This window comes from Nocardioides ungokensis, assembly GCF_013466985.1.
Lineage (GTDB): Bacteria > Actinomycetota > Actinomycetes > Propionibacteriales > Nocardioidaceae > Nocardioides > Nocardioides ungokensis.
This window is the reverse complement of sequence record NZ_CP059164.1, coordinates 4,473,128-4,489,621: the sequence shown is the minus strand read 5'-3', so window position 1 is coordinate 4,489,621 and position 16,494 is coordinate 4,473,128. Positions and strand designations below refer to the sequence as shown.

Sequence of the window (16,494 nt, the reverse complement as noted above, 5' to 3'; positions counted from 1 at the left end):
CCTTCGATGAACGCTGCGAGGCGGGTCCTGGTCACGGGCGCGGCCTCGGGGCTGGGCGCCGCCCTGGCCGACGCCTTCGAGGCACGCGGGGACGAGGTGCTGCGGACCGACGTGACCGGCGGCGACCTCCGGCTCGACATCACCTCCGAGAAGGACTGGGCGGCGGCGCTCGACCACGTCACGAGGACGTGGGGCGGGCTCGACGTCCTGGTCAACAACGCCGGTGTGGCCGGCGGCGGCCGGCTCGACGTGGCCACCCTCGAGGAGTGGGAGTGGATCACCGACATCAACCTGTTCGGCGCGGTGCGCGGCCTGCGCACGTTCGTCCCCCTGCTGAAGCAGCAGCGCTCCGGCGCGATCGTGAACGTCGCCTCCCTGGCCGGCCTGGTGCACCCCGCCGGGATGGCGTCGTACAACGCGGTCAAGGCAGCGGTGGTCGCCCTCACCGAGACGGCGGGCCACGAGCTGGCGGCGTACGGCGTCACCGCGCACGTCGTCTGCCCGTCGTACTTCCGCACCAACCTGATGTCCTCCCTGCGCGGGGAGGACACCGCGCTGGCCGCCGTGATGACCCGGCTGGTCGACTCCTCGCCGACCACGGCGGAGGACATCGCGGCCGCGGTGCTCGAGGGGCTCGACCGCGGCGACGAGGTGATCGTGCCCGACCGCGCCGCGCGGGACGCGTGGGCGCTCAAGCAGGGTGACCGCGCGGCGTACGACGCGGTGATGCGGGCCCAGGCGGCCAAGCTCGAGAAGGGACTCTGATGGACGGGAACCCGGCGAAGCCGGTCCGGGACGAGGACGCGTTCGACACCGAGGCGGTGGCCGCGTGGCTGCGCGAGCACGCCGAGGCCTTCGCAGAGGACCTGGTGGGGACACCCGAGGTGCAGCAGTTCCCGGGTGGGGCGTCCAACCTCACCTACCTGCTGCGCTACTCGCCCCCGGGGCGGGCGCAGCGGGACCTGATCCTGCGCCGGCCGCCGGCCGGGGCGAAGGCCGCGAGCGCCCACGACATGGGCCGCGAGCACCGCATCCAGTCGGCGCTGGGGCCCGTCTTCCCCTACGTGCCGCGGATGGTGGGCTACTGCCGGGACGAGTCGGTCATCGGCTCGGAGTTCTACGTCATGGAGAAGCTGGACGGCACCATCCTGCGCCGTGACCTGCCGTGGCCGCTGGGCGCGGAGCAGGCCTCGGCACTGTGCGCCGCCGCGCTGGACGTGCTGGTCGACCTGCACTCGGTCGACGTGGAGGCGAGCCCCGAGCTGGCCCGGCTGGGTCGCGGCGAGGGCTACGTGGCCCGTCAGGTCTCGGGGTGGGTCGACCGGTTCGCCCGGGCTCGCACCGACGACACCGGGGACTGGTCCGACGTCATCGCCTGGATCGAGCAGCACCAGCCCGCCGACGTCGGCCAGAGACTGATCCACAACGACTTCCGCTTCGACAACATGGTGCTCTCGGTCGAGGAGAGTGGGGCCGGCCGCGACCTGCGCATCATCGGCGTGCTCGACTGGGAGATGGCCACGGTCGGTGACCCGCTGATGGACCTCGGCGGGATGCTCGCCTACTGGGTCGAGGCAAGCGACGACGAGTTCTTCCAGATGTTCCGTCGACAGCCCACCACCGCGCCGGGCATGTGGACCCGCGGCGAGATCGTCGAGCGCTACTCGGCCCGGATGGGCTTCGACGTCACGCCTGAGCAGTGGCGCTTCTACGAGGTGTTCGGGCTGTTCCGCCTGGCCGTCATCGCCCAGCAGATCTGGTACCGCTACTACCACCGGCAGACCACCAACGAGGCGTACGCCGTGTTCGGCCCGGCCGTCGGCTACCTCGAGACGCGGTGCCGGCAGCTGGTCTCCGGCGCCGGGGACCGGGCCTGATGGGGGTCGTGCTGCTGGTCCGCCACGGCCAGGCCTCCTTCGGTGCGGACGACTACGACGTGCTCTCCGAGACCGGCTGGGAGCAGAGCCGGCTGCTGGGTACCTGGCTCGCCGAGCGCAAGGTCGCCCCCGACCTGCTCCTGCGCGGAGGCATGCGCCGGCACCGCGAGACCGCGGAGGGCATGGTCGCCGCCGCCGGCTGGGACACCCCGGTCGAGGTCGACGCGGGCTGGGACGAGTTCGACCACCTCGGGGTGGTGGCGGCGTACGCACGCAGCGTGGAGGCCCCCGCTAACGGGGTGCAGGGTGACGGGGTGCAGGTCGCCGGCATGCAGGGGGTCGACCGGCGCGAGTTCCAGAGGATCTTCGAGCAGGCCACGGCCCGGTGGACCGGGGGAGGGCACGATGCCGACTACCCCGAGTCCTGGCCGGCCTTCGTGACCCGGGTGCGGGCCGCGCTCGAGCGTGCCTGCGCCGCGGCCGGGCCGGGCGGGACGGTGGTCGCGGTCAGCTCCGGCGGCCCGATCGCAGCCGCCTGCGCCGCCCTGGTCGACCCCGACGGCGAGGACCCGGCCGCGCTGGCGCGGATCTGGTCCCGGTTCAACACCGTGACCGTGAACTCCTCGGTGACGCGGGTGGTCGTGGGCTCCACCGGAGCCCGGCTGCTGACCTTCAACGAGCACTCCCACCTCGAGGACGAGACGCTCACCTACCGCTGACGGTCGGCTGCCGGCCGCGGGTACGACTCGAAACCCCTCCGCGGTTTGAACAAACGTTTGTTCAAACCGCGGAAGGGCATGTCGTGGTCCACCCAGCACTGCGTCACGTCCGGTCGGGCTGTGGAGAGCTTCGGGCAGGAATCGCCGGGACGTGATCGGCTGGTGACATGCCTCGACTCATCTGGCACATGGACCGCTTGGACTCCCTGGTGGTTGCCATGTTCGGGCTGGTGGTGACCGGAGGTGTCTCAGGCCCGTCACTGCGCTCCGTCGCCCGTGCCGCGGGGATCAGCCCAGCCGGCGTCGTCAACCACTTCGGCAGTGCCGAGCAGCTGTGGGGCAAGTTGGCGCATCGATGGATGAACGACCGAAGGGCGCGGTTCTACCACGTCACCACACTCACCGACCTGGACCGGCACCTGGCGGAGGCTCCCGACGCGGTTGACGACGCGGCGTTCGACTTCGCGCTCGCAGAGATCGGGCGCGGGCACGAGGGAGTCGCCCTGGCGATCGCCGATCTGCGGTCGGCCGAGCGCGAGTACTTGGCCAGAGTGCTCCCGGACGGGGACCAGACCGATCTCGACCTCTTGGTGGCCGTGACCGAGGGACTCCGGTTCGCCATGAGCCTCCCCGAGGCCGCTCTGCCGATCCCGCGCGCCCAGGCGGCCATGCAGCGTTTCGTCACCCGGCTGATCACCTGAGCCGACTGGTCACCTCAGCGGCTGGACCGTCACATCAGCTTCTTGAAGAGCGGCAGCGGCGCGTGCTTCATCAGCAGCGACAGCGGCGCCCACGGCAGCGGCGGCACGCAGGCCGAGGCCTTCTCCTTCTCGATGGCCTCGACGATCGCGTGCACGCCCTTCTCGGTGCTGACCATCATCGGGGCCTTCTCGGCGACGTGCTCGTTCATCTCCGAGGCGATGTAGCCGGGGTAGATCACGCTGACCTTGATCGGCTTGCCGTGCAGCTCGTTGCGCAGGCCCTCGGCGAGGTGGGCCACGCCGGCCTTGGTGGCGGCGTACGTCGTCATCGACTTGGGCAGGCCGCGCATCGCCGACATCGACGAGATCATCACGAGGTGGCCGGTGCCCTGCGCGCGGAAGATCTCCATCGCTGCCTCGGCCTGGGTGAGCGCGCCGACGAAGTTCGTCATGGCGGTCTCGCGGTTGGCGGCGTAGCCCCCGGTGCCGAGCGGGGCGCCCTTGCCGAGGCCGGCGTTGATCACGATCCGGTCGATGCCCCGCGCGGTGCCGTCGGTGCCGTCGGTGCCGTCGGTGACGTCGGTGACGTTGCCGGCGAAGTCGTCGCGGAAACCTCGGAACACCTCGAAGACCTGGTCGGCGTCGTTGACGTCGAGTTCCCGGACCTCGATCCGGCGGGTTGTCGACCCGCCGGGGTCCGCGGCGAGGATCTCGGCGCGCAGCTTCTCGAGGCGGTCGAGGCGTCGCGCGCAGAGCGCCAGGTCGTAGCCGCGTGCGGCGAGCTGGCGGGCCATCTCGGCCCCCAGGCCGGAGGAGGCGCCGGTGATCAGGACGGTGCGGGTGGAGGCACTGGTCATGCCCCCGAGTGTGAAGGAACCCGCCGGGCCTCGGCCCGGCGGGTTCCTCGGTACGACGTCGCGGTTGCCGCGTCAGCCCTTGGGCTGGTTGATCACGATCGTGCTCATGATCTTGTCGGCGAAGGTCTGCCGCTTGCGGTCCCACAGCGGCCACAGGTAGCCGATGTAGCAGATGCCGTCGATGATGTGGCACAGGTAGCGGAGGAAGGCCATGCCGCCGCCGATGGGCTGGCCCGAAGCCTCGCCGATCAGCTTGATGCCGAGCACGCCCTTGCCGATCGAGTAGCCGGTGCGGCCCTGCCTGAGGCAGGTGTTCCACACGAAGAACGCGATCGAGGTGACGACACCGATCAGGATCAGCACCAAGGCCGCGCCGCCGCCGGAGACGCTGGTCGTGGTGGTGCCGTCCGGGTTCGTCGTCGTCGTGGTGTTGGCCAGGAGGATGCCGTAGCCGATCCACAGCGGGATGCCGGCGAGCGAGGTCGCGAGCGCGTCGACGACGTAGGCGCCCACCCGCTTGATCCAGTGGGCGTAGTCGGGGACGACCGCGCCGTACCCGGGCTGGCCGTAGGCGACCTGGCCGTAGGTCGGCTGCTGGCCGTAGGGGTTGGGCTGCTGCCCGTAGGGGTTGGGCTGCTGGCCGTAGGCCGACTGGGCGGGCTGCCCGTACGGGTCGGGTTGGGCGTTCGGGTCCTGGGGCGGGTTCCCGTAGTCGGACATTGCTCCCCCTTCAGGGCTGCATCAAAGGTGGCGTCAGCGTAGTGACGAACTGGCCGCACGGGTGATGCCCGTGGGGCTGTTGGTCAAACGTGTCGCGACCGAAACCTCTGCCCAACGGACTGCATACGTGGTATACATACCCGGTATCCATCGGCCACGGGGGCCGGTGGACAACCCTCCGGGGAGGCGCGGATGTCGGTCAGGCAGGCACTGTTGGCATTGCTGGAGCAGGGGCCGATGTACGGCTACCAGCTCCGGGCCGAGTTCGAGCAGCGGACCGGGTCGACCTGGCCGCTCAACATCGGGCAGGTCTACACGACCCTGACCCGGCTCGAGCGAGATGGGCTCGTCGAGGGCACGGGGGCCGACGACGAGGACTCCAGCCATGGAGCCATCTACCGCGTCACCCCGGCGGGGCGCGACGAGGTCTCGGCGTGGTTCACCACGCCGGTGGCCCGCACCCAGCCTCCGCGCGACGAGCTGGCGATCAAGCTCGCGATCGCCGTCACCGTGCCCGGCGTGGACGTGGGCGCGGTGATCCAGCAGCAGCGCTCAGCGACCATGACGGCCCTGCAGGACTACACCCGGCTGAAGCGCGGCGGCCGTGCTGCGGCACCCGAGGATCGTGCCGACATGGCCTGGAGCCTGGTCCTCGACTCGCTGGTCTTCGCCGCCGAGGCGGAGATCCGGTGGCTCGACCACTGCGAGGCCCGGCTCCGCCGCGCTGCCGCGCAGCGCTCCACCTCCACCTCGACCTCCACGTCCGCGGCCGCCCAGGGCGCCGAGACGCCGGAGGCCCGCCGATGAACGCCGGGCTCCACGTCGACGAGGCCGTCCGGATCCACCGGGCCGAGACCCGCTGGCTCGACCAGTGCGCGGTGCGGCTGCGGCGGGCGACGCTCGAACGCCGCCTTCAGACGTCCGTCGACACCAGGGAGGTCTCGCGATGAACGCCGTGCTCAGGCTCGACACCGTCACCCGGGTCCACGGCCAGGGCGCCACCGAGGTCGTCGCGCTGCGACAGGTCTCGTTCGCGGCCCACCCCGGCGAGCTGGTCGCGATCATGGGCCCGTCGGGCTCCGGCAAGTCGACCCTGCTCACCCTGGCCGGCGGGCTGGACCAGCCGACCGAGGGCACGGTGTCGGTGGAGGGCGTCGACCTCGCCGCCGTCGGCAACAAGGGGCGTGCGCGGATGCGGCGTACGTCGATCGGCTATGTCTTCCAGGACTTCAACCTGATCCCGGCCCTCACCGCGGCGGAGAACGTCGCGCTGCCGCGCGAGCTCGACGGGGAGCGCTCGCGGGCCGCCCGTCGCGTTGCCCGGGCGGCGCTGGAGGAGGTCGGCATCGGTGAGCTCGCCGACCGCTTCCCCGACGAGATGTCGGGCGGGCAGCAGCAGCGCGTGGCGATCGCCCGCGCGATCGTGGGGGAGCGCCGGCTGATCCTGGCCGACGAGCCCACCGGGGCCCTCGACACGGAGACCGGTGAGGACATCCTGGCCCTGCTGCGCGCCCCTGCGACGCGGGCGCGGCCGGCGTCATGGTCACCCACGAGGCGCGCCACGCCGCGTGGGCGGACCGGGTGGTCTTCCTGCGCGACGGGGTGGTCGTGGACGAGTCCGGCGCCGACCCCGCCGACGTCCTGCTCGAGTCGAGGCTCGGATGAGGTGGCTGCAGCGCCGCTGGGCCGGCTGGCGCCTGGCCCTGCGGCTCGCCCGCCGAGAGGCGCTGCGGGCCCGTGGCCGCAGCATCCTGGTCCTGGTGATGATCGCGCTGCCGGTGCTGGGCGTGACCGCCGCCGACATCGTGCTGCAGACCCAGGACGTCTCGGGCTCGGAGTCCCTGGGCCGGCGGCTGGGCAGCGCCGAGGCCAGGGTGACCTTCCAGCACGGGATCGGGCGGGTCGCGCAGGCCCTCGACCCTGATGGCATGTCCATGGGGGACGGTACGCCGGACCGCCACCGGGGCCTGACCGGTCCGGAGCGGATCAGCGCGGTGCTCGGCCCCGGGGCCCGGTCGATCCCGATGGCCACCGGCAGCACCAGCGTCGACACCGACCGGGGAGCGATCTACGCCGACACCACGCGGCTCGACCTGACCGACCCGCTGGCCGACGGCATCTTCGACGTGACCAGCGGCCGCAAGCCGCACGCGCCCGACGAGGTCGTCATCAACAGCGCGCTCGCCGGCCACGGCTTCCCGCTGGGCGGCCCGATCAAGGTGCAGGGCGCCGGGTCCTTCACCGTGGTCGGGATCGGCGAGTCGACGTCGTACCGCGACCTCCCCGTCCTGGTCGGCACCTCGCCCCGCCTCACGGCCGGCGCGGCGATGGGCATGCAGACCTGGCTCGTCGGCGGCGGGCCCGTCTCGTGGGAGCAGGTGCGGGCCCTCAACGCGCTCGGCGGGCTGGTGCTCTCGCGAGCCGTGATGGACGACCCGCCCCCGGACTCCGCGATCCCGGCCGAGATCCGGGACTCCGCGAGCGGGAGCAACCAGTCCACGGTCGCCGTCGTCGTGCTGATCGTCGTGATGGCGCTGATCGAGGTCGTCCTTCTCGCCGGTCCGGCCTTCGCCGTCGGCGCCCGGCGCCAGTCCCGCTCGCTCGCGCTGATGTCGGCGACGGGCGGCACCCCCGACCAGGCACGTCGCGTCGTGCTGGCGGGCGGGGTGGTCCTCGGCGCGACCGGTGCCCTGCTCGGGATGGTGCTCGGCATCGCGGCCGCCTGGCTCTTGATGCCTGCCGTGCAGCGCTTCTCCAACATGTGGTTCGGCCGTTCGACGTGCCCTGGCCGCACCTGGTCGGCATCGCGGCCTTCGGCCTGGCCAGCGCGCTGCTCGCGGCGGTCGTGCCGGCGTGGATCGCGTCGCGCCAGGACGTCGTCGCGGTGCTCGCGGGCCGGCGGGGTGACCGGGCCCCGAGCCTGCGGTCGCCGGTGCTCGCGCCGTGCTGCTCGGCGCGGGCGTGGCGGGCGCGGCGTACGGCGCACGCTCCACGCAGAACGGCGAGTACTTCATCGCCGGCGCCGCCATCGTGGCCGTCCTCGGGATGATCCTGCTGGTCCCGGTGGTGGTCGTCGGCCTGGCCCGGCTCTCGCGCGGCCTCCCGCTGACGCTGCGCTACGCCGTACGCGATGCGGCGCGGCACCGGACCCGCACGGTGCCCGCGGTGGCGGCCGTGGCCGCGACCGTCGCCGGCGGGGTCGCGCTCGGCATCGCGAACACCAGCGACGAGGCCCAGAACCAGGCGGAGTACACCCCGCAGCTGACCATCGGCCAGGCGACCCTGACCCAGTGGAAGCCGCGGCAGGAGCTGTGGACACCGCTGCGCGCGGCCGTGGAGCGCAACGTCCCCGGTGCCACCATCACCGAGCTGCGAGGCATCCCGACCAGCACCAGGGGTGGAGGGACGATCGACGTCACGCTGCGCGCGGGGAAGCAGGACGGCCTGCTGGACATGTACGGCTCGACGCTCGGGTCGTCGGTGCTGGTGAGCGACGGCGGGCTCCCGACGCAGGTGCCCGGGCTCCGGGACGCCGACGTCGCCCGGGCCGACGCGGCGCTGCGGTCCGGAAAGGCCGTCGTCTTCACCTCGCAGGCGGTGCACAGTGACCGGGCGACGGTGGTCGGGTCCAGCTTCCCGGCGAGGGGCGGTCGGGCCCGCCCGCTGGGCCGGGTGACGGTGCCGGCGATGTTCCTGCGGGTGCCCGAGGGCCTGGGGACGATCCAGGCGGTGGTCCCCTCCTCGGTGGCCGAGGGCTTCCACTCGCCGCTCACCCGTCCGGTCACCGTGGGGCTGCTGGTCAGCGGCACCACGATCACCGAGCAGCAGCAGGCGGACGTCGACGAGGCCGTGCAGGGCATCTCCGGGGACGCCGGCTTCTACGTCGAACGCGGCTACCAGGCGCCGGACTCGACGGTGATCCTGCTGCTCGTGCTCGGGGTGCTCGGCGGGGTGCTCATGCTCGGCGGCACGCTCACCGCGACGTTCCTGGCGCTCTCGGACGCACGACCCGACCTGGCCACCCTCTCGGCGGTCGGCGCCTCGCCGCGAACCCGCCGCGGGGTGGCGGCGGCGTACGCGCTGGTCGTGGGCCTGGTGGGTGCGGTGCTCGGCACCGTGGTGGGCTTCATCCCGGGCGTGGCGATCACCTACCCGCTCACCGGCAGCTCCTGGCGTACGACGACGGCCGATGGCACTCAGATGCCCGGCCACTTCCTCGACGTCCCGTGGCTGCTGATCGGGTCGCTCGTCGTCGCGCTCCCGCAGGTGACCGCCCTCGTCGTGGGCCTCGCAGCCCGCTCGAGGCTGCCGCTGGTGGCTCGCCTGGGGTGACGTCTCACCGGTGAGTGCGCACCTCGCCGTGCCCCATCCCCGGTATTCGGGCGCCGTCCGTCCTGTTCACCGGCCGGATTGCCGGATACATTCCCGGAGGCGGCGCCCGGACCGGGGCGATCATCCAGCAGGGCCATTCACCGCAGGGCCTTTTCACCGCAGGGGAGCTCTCACATGACCCACCTCACGAAGAAGCCGACCGTCCTGCTCGCCACCGCGGCGTGCCTGGCCACCAGCCTGGGAGCCGGCCTGTCGCTGGCGTCGCCGGCCGCGGCGACCAAGCCGGGCAGCGGCTCGAGCACCGGCACCGGCAGCGTCTTCAAGGTGAACCCGGTGCAGTCCTCGGGCGACGAGTCGCTCACGGACCAGAAGGACTCCGCGACGGCCGTCCCCGCCTCGCAGTACGCCACCGTGCAGCTGCGCAACCTCGACGGCTCCGGCAACCTCGTCGGGAAGTGGGCCAACGTCCGCACCTCGACCGGCCCGCTGGCGTACAGCGCGACCAACACGTTCGTCTACCGGCGCGACGACGACCGCTTCGAGCAGGTGATGGCCTACTTCTGGGTCAACCAGGCGCAGGAGTACATCCAGTCGCTGGGCTTCGGCTCGACGCTGCCGCCGGTGAACGCCGAGAGCCAGGACGTGCGCATCGACCAGTACGGCATCGACAACAGCTACTCCACCGACAAGCAGGACTTCCTCCGGTTCGGCAAGGGGGGTGTCGACGACGCCGAGGACGCCGAGGTGATCGTCCACGAGTACGGCCACGCCGTGCACGACTCGCAGGTCCCGGGATTCGGGTCCAGCCTGGACGCCGGGTCGATCGGTGAGGCGTTCGGCGACTACCTCGCCGTGACGGTCGGGCTCGACGCCGCCCAGCAGTACGGCTGGCCGGTCAAGACGCCGAAGCCCTGCGTCGCCGACTGGGACTCGGTCTCCTACACGAGCACCGTGCCGCACTGCCTGCGCCGCCTGGACACCAACCGCGTGCTGGAGGACCGCATCGGTGAGGTGCACTTCGACGGCACGATCTGGAGCGCCGCCCTGTGGGACATCCGGCAGCGCTACGTCGCCCTCGGCTTCACCACCCGCGACTGGGACCGCACCCTGATCGACAGCCAGTTCGACTACGCCCCGGACACCTCCTTCAGCGATGCCGCCAAGGCGACGTACGAGCAGGCGCTGGCCGACCAGGGCCCGGCCGCGGCAAAGGCGGTCAAGGACGCGTTCGCCGCCCGGCACATCACCTTCTGACTCTTGCCGGAAGGCGAGCACAAAAAGTCAGTCTTGACTGTTTGTTGATCTCGGGGCCATGCTGACGAGGTGAGCAGCCAGCCGGGGTCGATCCGCGTGCCCCAGGAGGAGCGCACCCGGGCGATGCGGGCGCGGCTGCTCGAGGCGACGGTCGAGTGCCTGGTCGAGCGCGGCTTCGGCGGCACCTCCACGACGCTGGTCTCCGAGCGGGCGGGAGTGTCGCGGGGCGCCCAGCTGCACCACTTCCCGACCAAGAACGACCTCGTCGTGGCCGCGGTCGAGCACCTCACCGACGTGCGCCGTGCCGAGCTCGAGACCGCGGCCCGGGCGCTGCCCACCGGCCCGCGACGCACCCGGGCCGTGCTGCAGATGCTCGCCGACCACTTCACCTCCCCGGTCTTCATTGCCGCGCTCGAGCTCTGGGTGGCGGCGCGCACCGACCCGGCCCTGCTGGCGGCCGTCGCGCCGCTCGAGCAGCGGGTCGGCCGGGACACCCACCGGCTGACGGTCGAGCTGCTCGGCGCCGACGAGTCGCGGCCGGGCGAGCGCGAGCTCGTGCAGGCGACCCTCGACCTGGTCCGCGGCCTGGGCCTGGCCAACACGATCACCGACGACGCGCGCCGCCGCCGGCGCATCCTCGACCAGTGGGCGCGCACCCTCGACGACGCCCTCGCCCCTGAAGACGACCAGTCGGAGGAGACCGCATGACGGACCTGCTGGACAGCCTGCTCGCCGACCTGAAGGCGGAGGGCGACCTGCTCTGGAACGCCGTCGCCGGCCTCGACGAGGCGGGCTGGCGCATGCCGACCCCCGCGGACGGCTGGGACGTCGCCACCCAGGTGGCCCATCTCCTCTGGACGGACGAGGCCGCGACGGCGGCGGCGACCGACAAGGAGGCGTGGGACGCACTGGTGCTGCGTGCGATGGAGGACCCGACGGGGTTCGTCGACCAGCAGGCGCACGAGGTGGCCCGGCTCTCCCCGACGGCGCTGCTCGCCCGCTGGGGCGCGGCCCGGGCGGCGCTGGTCGCAGCCCTGCGCGGCCTGCCCGCCGGGGAGAAGATGCCGTGGTTCGGCCCGCCCATGTCGCCGGCATCGATGGCCACGGCCCGCTTCATGGAGACCTGGGCGCACTCGCTCGACGTGTACGCCGCCCTCGGGGTCGAGCCCGACGCCCTCGAGGATCGGCAGAGCGACCGGATCCGGCACGTCGCCCACCTCGGCGTACGCACCCGTGACTTCGCCTTCGGCGTGCACCAGCTCCCGGCCCCGGCCGAGGAGTTCCGCATCGAGCTGAAGGCGCCCTCGGGCGAGACCTGGACGTGGGGACCCGAGGACGCCGCCCAGACGGTGACCGGCTCGGCGTACGACTTCTGCCTGCTGGTCACCCAGCGGGTGCACCGCGACGACACCGACCTCCTCGCCACCGGGGCGGACGCCGACCGCTGGCTCGACATCGCCCAGGCCTTCGCCGGCCCGCCCGGTGGCGGACGCGAGGCGGTGGGTTCCGGTGGCTGAGGTGCTGCGCATCGGCAACTGCTCGGGCTTCTACGGCGACCGGCTCTCCGCGATGCGCGAGATGCTCGAGGGCTCCGCCGGCGGGCACGGCCTCGACGTGCTGACCGGCGACTACCTCGCCGAGCTGACCATGCTGATCCTCGGCAAGGACACGATGAAGGACGCGTCGCTGGGCTACGCGCGCACCTTCGTCCGGCAGGCCGAGGACTGCCTCGGGCTGGCGCTGGAGCGCGGCGTGAAGATCGTCGCCAACGCCGGCGGGCTCAACCCCGCCGGCCTCGCCGACCGGCTGCGGGAGGTGGCCAAGGGGCTCGGCCTCGACGCCGACGTCGCCCACGTGGAGGGCGACGACCTGCGCCCCCGCGCCGGCGAGCTCGGCTGGGAGGGGGCGCTGACGGCCAACGCCTACCTCGGCGGCTTCGGGATCGCCGCGGCCCTGCGGGCGGGCGCCGACGTCGTCGTCACCGGCCGGGTCACCGACGCGTCCCTGGTCGTCGGGCCGGCGGTCGCCCACTTCGGCTGGACCCCCACGTCGTACGACGAGCTGGCGGGAGCCGTGGTGGCCGGCCACGTGCTCGAGTGCGGGACCCAGGCCACCGGCGGGAACTTCTCCGGCTTCCTCGAGCTGCCCCGCGACGGCTGGCCGCTGGGCTTCCCGCTGGCCGAGATCGCTGCCGACGGCTCGTGCGTGATCACCAAGCAGGACGGCACCGGAGGCGCGGTCACCGTCGACACGGTCACCGCCCAGCTGGTCTACGAGATCCAGTCGACCCACTACCTCGGCCCCGACGTCACGACCCGGCTCGACACGGTGCAGCTCGAGCAGCAGGGCCCCGACCGGGTGGCGGTCTCGGGCGTGCGGGGCTCGGCGCCGCCGCGGCGGCTGAAGGTCTGCGTCAACGAGCTCGGCGGCTTCCGCAACTCCGTCGAGCTGGTGCTGACCGGCCTCGACATCGAGGAGAAGGCCGCGTGGGTGCGCGAGCAGCTCGCTCCGTCGCTGCGCGCCGAGACCGTCTCCTGGACGCGCACGGCCCTGCCGGCCGCCGACGCCGACACCGAGGAGGGCGCCTCGTGCCTGCTGCGGGTCACGGTGATGGACCCCTCGCCGGACCCGTGTGCCAAGGCCTTCACCGGCCCCGCCATCGAGCTGGCCCTGGCGTCGTACCCGGGCTTCACGATGACCGCGCCGCCCGCCCCGCCCACGCCGTACGGCGTCTACCGCCCGGAGTACGTCGACCGGACCGAGGTCACCCACACGGTCGTGCACGCCGACGGGACCCGTGAGGTGGTGGCCGACCCCACCGAGCTCGGGGAGGTCCCGCCCGACGCGGGCCGGCGCCCCTCGCCGTACCCCGCACCTGCCGACGAGCTCAATCGCCGGATGACGCTCGGCACCTTCGTCCATGCCCGCTCCGGCGACAAGGGCGGCGACGCCAACCTCGGCCTGTGGGTGGTCCACGACGGCTCGGAGCAGTACGACGCCCGCGTCACCTGGCTCACCAAGCTGATCACCCCCAAGAAGGTGCGCGAGCTGGTCCCCGAGGCGGCCGACCTCGAGATCGACGTCTACAACCTGCCGAACCTCGGCGCCGTCAACGTCGTGATCCGCGGCCTCCTCGGTCGGGGCGTGGCCGCCTCCACCCGCTTCGACCCGCAGGCGAAGGGGCTCGGTGAGTGGGTGCGCTCGCGGACCGTGCACATCCAGGAGGGGCTGCTCGTATGAACGAGACCCGCGAGGCCCTCAGGCGGACCGCGGCCGAGTTCGTCCGCCGCGAGGTGGCGCCGCACCTCCAGGAGTGGGAGGACCGCGGCGAGATCCCGCGCGAGCTGCACCGGGCCGCCGCCAAGCAGGGCCTGCTCGGCATCTCCTTCCCGGAGTCCGTGGGAGGCGAGGGCGGGGACCTGCTCGACACCGTCACGGTCCAGGAGTCGATGTTCGAGGCCGGCGCCTCGAGCGGGCTGATGGCCGGCCTCTTCACCGGCGGCATCGCGCTGCCGCACCTCGCCGCGAACGGCTCGCCCGAGCTCGTCGACCGCTTCGTCCGGCCCGCCCTGGCGGGCGAGAAGATCGGCGCCCTGGCGATCACCGAGCCCGGGGGCGGGTCCGACGTCGCCGGGATCCGCACCACGGCCCGGCTCGAACGGGGAGGGGGTGACGGGGACGTCTACGTCGTCAACGGCGCCAAGACCTTCATCACCAGCGGGTGCGGGCCGACTTCGTGACCACCGCCGTCCGCACCGGTCCGCCGGGCCATGCCGGGGTGAGCCTGCTGGTCATCGAGAAGGGCACGCCCGGCTTCACCGTCGACCGGGCGCTGGCCAAGATGGGCTGGCACTGCTCGGACACCGCCGAGCTGTCCTTCGCCGACGTGCGCGTCCCGGCCGCCAACCTGGTCGGCGCCGAGAACTCCGGCTTCTACCAGATCGCCGAGCAGTTCGTGGTCGAGCGGATCGCGCTCGCGGTGCACGCCTACGGCATCGCCGCCCGTTCGCTGGCGCTCACCGCGGCGTACTGCCGGGAGCGCGAGACCTTCGGCAAGCCGCTCATCGCCAACCAGGTGGTGCGCCACAAGCTGGTCGAGATGCACAGGCAGGTCGAGGTCGCCCGGACCTACACCCGCGAGGTGGCCGCGCGCCACGTGGCGGGCAGCCGAGGGGACGGGCCCAGCGTGATCGCCGAGGCCTGCCTGGCCAAGCAGACCGCCTGCGACGCCGCGACGTACGTCTGCCACGAGGCCGTCCAGCTGCACGGCGGGACCGGCTACATGCACGGGACCGAGGTGGAGCGGCACTACCGCGACGCCCGGATCCTGCCGATCGGAGGAGGAGCCACCGAGGTGCTGACGGATCTGGCCGCAAAGCTGCTGGGGTACACCCCATGAGCAACCGTGAGGCGATGCTCGAGAAGCTCGCCGACCTCGACGCCGAGCACGCCAAGGCGGTGGCCGGGGGCGGTGAGAAGTACGTCGAGCGCCACCACGCGCGGGGCAAGCTGCTGCCGCGCGAGCGGATCGAGCTGCTCGTCGACGAGGGCTCGGCGTTCCTCGAGCTGAGCCCGCTGGCCGGCTGGGGGTCGGACTTCACCGTCGGCGCGAGCGTGGTGACCGGCATCGGCGTCATCGAGGGCGTCGAGTGCATGATCACGGCCAACGACCCGTCGGTGAAGGGCGGTGCGTCGAACCCCTGGACGGTCAAGAAGATCTTCCGCGCCTCCCAGATCGCCGAGGAGAACGGGCTGCCGACGGTCGCGCTGGTCGAGTCCGGCGGCGCCGACCTGCCCACGCAGAAGGAGATCTTCATCCCCGGCGGGAAGCTCTTCCGCGACATCACCCGCTCCTCGGCCGCCAAGCAGCCGACCGTGGCGATCGTCTTCGGCAACTCCACCGCCGGCGGCGCCTACGTGCCAGGCATGAGCGACTACACGGTGATGGTCAAGGAGCAGGCCAAGGTGTTCCTCGGCGGGCCGCCCCTGGTGAAGATGGCCACCGGCGAGGAGTCCGACGACGAGTCGCTCGGCGGCGCGGAGATGCACGCCCGGGTCTCCGGCCTGGCCGACTACCTGGCCGAGGACGAGCACGACGCGCTCCGGATCGGCCGGCGCATCGTGGCACGGCTGAACTGGCGAAAGGCGACGCCGAGTCGGCGTTCGTTGACACCCCAGGACGTCAACCAGCGCCGACTCGGCGAGGTCACGGCGTCAACGAACGCCGACTCGGCGTACGCCGAGCCCGACGCGGACCCCGAGGGTCTGCTCGACCTGATCCCCACGGATCTGAAGGAGCCCTTCGACCCGCGCGAGGTGATCGCCCGGCTGGTCGATGGGGTCTCGCCGACCAACGGCGTGGCCTTCGACGAGTTCAAGCCCCTCTACGGGCCGTCGCTGGTGACCGGCTGGGCGAAGATCCACGGCCGCCAGGTCGGGATCCTCGCCAACGCGCAGGGCGTGCTCTTCTCCGAGGAGGCCCAGAAGGCCACCCAGTTCATCCAGCTGGCCAACCAGGTCGACGTGCCCCTGCTGTTCCTGCACAACACCACCGGCTACATGGTCGGCAAGGAGTACGAGCAGGGCGGCATCATCAAGCACGGCGCGATGATGATCAACGCGGTCAGCAACAGCACCGTCCCGCACCTGAGCGTGATCATGGGAGCGTCCTACGGCGCGGGCAACTACGGCATGAACGGCCGCGCCTACGACCCGCGCTTCCTCTTCACCTGGCCGAGCGCCAAGTCCGCGGTGATGGGTCCGGCCCAGCTCGCCGGCGTCCTCTCGATCGTCGCCCGCGCCGCCGCGGAGGCGAAGGGCAAGGAGTACGACGAGGCCGGCGACGCCGCCATGCGCGAGTTCATCGAGGCCTCGGTCGAGGAGCAGAGCCTGCCGTTCTTCCTCTCCGGGATGCTCTACGACGACGGGGTCATCGACCCGCGCGACACCCGGACCGTCCTGGGCATCTGCCTGTCCGTCATCGAGAACAAGGCGTACAGCGGCACCGACCGCTTCGGCGTCTTCAGGATGTGAC

The 16,494-nt window shown here is 72.3% G+C and carries 17 protein-coding genes and 1 pseudogene; 15 read left to right on the top strand and 3 right to left on the bottom strand.

The genetic code is table 11. The annotated features are described in order from the left end of the window. The first annotated feature begins 6 nt into the window (after positions 1–6). From H0S67_RS22265 to H0S67_RS22250, 4 genes are all read left to right on the top strand, one after another. Positions 7–765, top strand: coding sequence for an SDR family NAD(P)-dependent oxidoreductase (locus tag H0S67_RS22265; protein WP_219635394.1), 759 nt, complete (start codon positions 7–9; stop codon positions 763–765). Then, positions 765–1,877, top strand: coding sequence for a phosphotransferase family protein (locus H0S67_RS22260; RefSeq protein ID WP_180934820.1), 1,113 nt, complete (start codon positions 765–767; stop codon positions 1,875–1,877). The genes H0S67_RS22265 and H0S67_RS22260 overlap by 1 nt, the downstream gene beginning before the upstream one ends. Beyond that, positions 1,877–2,596, top strand: coding sequence for a histidine phosphatase family protein (locus tag H0S67_RS22255; RefSeq protein ID WP_180934819.1), 720 nt, complete (start codon positions 1,877–1,879; stop codon positions 2,594–2,596). Before H0S67_RS22260 ends, H0S67_RS22255 begins: the two co-directional genes overlap by 1 nt. Before the next feature lie 188 nt (positions 2,597–2,784). Next, positions 2,785–3,297 (top strand): TetR/AcrR family transcriptional regulator, encoded by a 513-nt coding sequence (locus tag H0S67_RS22250; RefSeq protein WP_180934818.1) that lies wholly within the window; start codon positions 2,785–2,787, stop codon positions 3,295–3,297. A gap of 29 nt (positions 3,298–3,326) precedes the next feature. On the opposite strand, the gene H0S67_RS22245 is transcribed toward H0S67_RS22250, so the two are convergent. Together H0S67_RS22245 and H0S67_RS22240 are read right to left on the bottom strand one after the other, a co-directional pair. Next, positions 3,327–4,154, bottom strand: coding sequence for an SDR family oxidoreductase (locus H0S67_RS22245; RefSeq protein WP_180934817.1), 828 nt, complete (start codon positions 4,152–4,154; stop codon positions 3,327–3,329). 72 nt (positions 4,155–4,226) lie between these two features. After that, positions 4,227–4,874: an RDD family protein gene (locus tag H0S67_RS22240; RefSeq protein ID WP_180934816.1), complete on the bottom strand. Its 648-nt coding sequence runs from the start codon at positions 4,872–4,874 to the stop codon at positions 4,227–4,229. A gap of 192 nt (positions 4,875–5,066) precedes the next feature. On the opposite strand from H0S67_RS22240, the gene H0S67_RS22235 reads away from it, so the two are divergent. From H0S67_RS22235 to H0S67_RS22225, 3 genes and pseudogenes are all read left to right on the top strand, one after another. Further along, positions 5,067–5,681, top strand: a complete 615-nt coding sequence (locus H0S67_RS22235) for a PadR family transcriptional regulator (protein ID WP_180934815.1) — start codon at positions 5,067–5,069, stop codon at positions 5,679–5,681. Next, the gene (locus H0S67_RS22230) at positions 5,678–5,824 is read left to right on the top strand and encodes a hypothetical protein (RefSeq protein WP_180934814.1); all 147 of its coding nucleotides are present in this window, start codon (positions 5,678–5,680) and stop codon (positions 5,822–5,824) included. Before H0S67_RS22235 ends, H0S67_RS22230 begins: the two co-directional genes overlap by 4 nt. Further along, positions 5,821–6,539, top strand: a pseudogene (locus tag H0S67_RS22225) (ABC transporter ATP-binding protein). Before H0S67_RS22230 ends, H0S67_RS22225 begins: the two are co-directional and overlap by 4 nt. Before the next feature lie 403 nt (positions 6,540–6,942). Here the strand turns inward: H0S67_RS22225 and H0S67_RS22220 are convergent. Continuing rightward, positions 6,943–7,635 carry a hypothetical protein gene (locus H0S67_RS22220; protein ID WP_180934813.1) on the bottom strand — a complete coding sequence of 231 codons (693 nt, stop codon included), beginning with the start codon at positions 7,633–7,635 and terminating at the stop codon, positions 6,943–6,945. 182 nt (positions 7,636–7,817) lie between these two features. Between H0S67_RS22220 and H0S67_RS22215 the strand changes: the two genes are divergently transcribed. The 8 genes from H0S67_RS22215 (at position 7,818) to H0S67_RS22185 (ending at position 16,493) form a co-directional block, all read left to right on the top strand. After that, a complete protein-coding gene (locus tag H0S67_RS22215) occupies positions 7,818–9,206 on the top strand; it encodes an FtsX-like permease family protein (protein WP_180934812.1) in 1,389 nt (462 codons plus the stop codon). A 174-nt stretch (positions 9,207–9,380) separates the two neighbouring features. Further along, positions 9,381–10,460: a M36 family metallopeptidase gene (locus H0S67_RS22210; RefSeq protein WP_180934811.1), complete on the top strand. Its 1,080-nt coding sequence runs from the start codon at positions 9,381–9,383 to the stop codon at positions 10,458–10,460. 69 nt (positions 10,461–10,529) lie between these two features. Next, the gene (locus H0S67_RS22205; protein ID WP_343050231.1) at positions 10,530–11,168 is read left to right on the top strand and encodes a TetR/AcrR family transcriptional regulator; all 639 of its coding nucleotides are present in this window, start codon (positions 10,530–10,532) and stop codon (positions 11,166–11,168) included. Beyond that, the gene (locus H0S67_RS22200) at positions 11,165–11,977 is read left to right on the top strand and encodes a TIGR03084 family metal-binding protein (RefSeq protein WP_180934810.1); all 813 of its coding nucleotides are present in this window, start codon (positions 11,165–11,167) and stop codon (positions 11,975–11,977) included. The genes H0S67_RS22205 and H0S67_RS22200 overlap by 4 nt, the downstream gene beginning before the upstream one ends. Further along, a complete protein-coding gene (locus H0S67_RS22195; RefSeq protein WP_246354968.1) occupies positions 11,970–13,700 on the top strand; it encodes an acyclic terpene utilization AtuA family protein in 1,731 nt (576 codons plus the stop codon). The genes H0S67_RS22200 and H0S67_RS22195 overlap by 8 nt, the downstream gene beginning before the upstream one ends. Beyond that, the gene (locus tag H0S67_RS26245) at positions 13,697–14,200 is read left to right on the top strand and encodes an acyl-CoA dehydrogenase family protein (protein WP_246354967.1); all 504 of its coding nucleotides are present in this window, start codon (positions 13,697–13,699) and stop codon (positions 14,198–14,200) included. Before H0S67_RS22195 ends, H0S67_RS26245 begins: the two co-directional genes overlap by 4 nt. Then, positions 14,182–14,859 carry an acyl-CoA dehydrogenase family protein gene (locus H0S67_RS26240; protein WP_246354966.1) on the top strand — a complete coding sequence of 226 codons (678 nt, stop codon included), beginning with the start codon at positions 14,182–14,184 and terminating at the stop codon, positions 14,857–14,859. The genes H0S67_RS26245 and H0S67_RS26240 overlap by 19 nt, the downstream gene beginning before the upstream one ends. Further along, positions 14,856–16,493 (top strand): acyl-CoA carboxylase subunit beta, encoded by a 1,638-nt coding sequence (locus H0S67_RS22185; RefSeq protein WP_180934809.1) that lies wholly within the window; start codon positions 14,856–14,858, stop codon positions 16,491–16,493. Before H0S67_RS26240 ends, H0S67_RS22185 begins: the two co-directional genes overlap by 4 nt. Position 16,494: the final 1 nt, after the last annotated feature.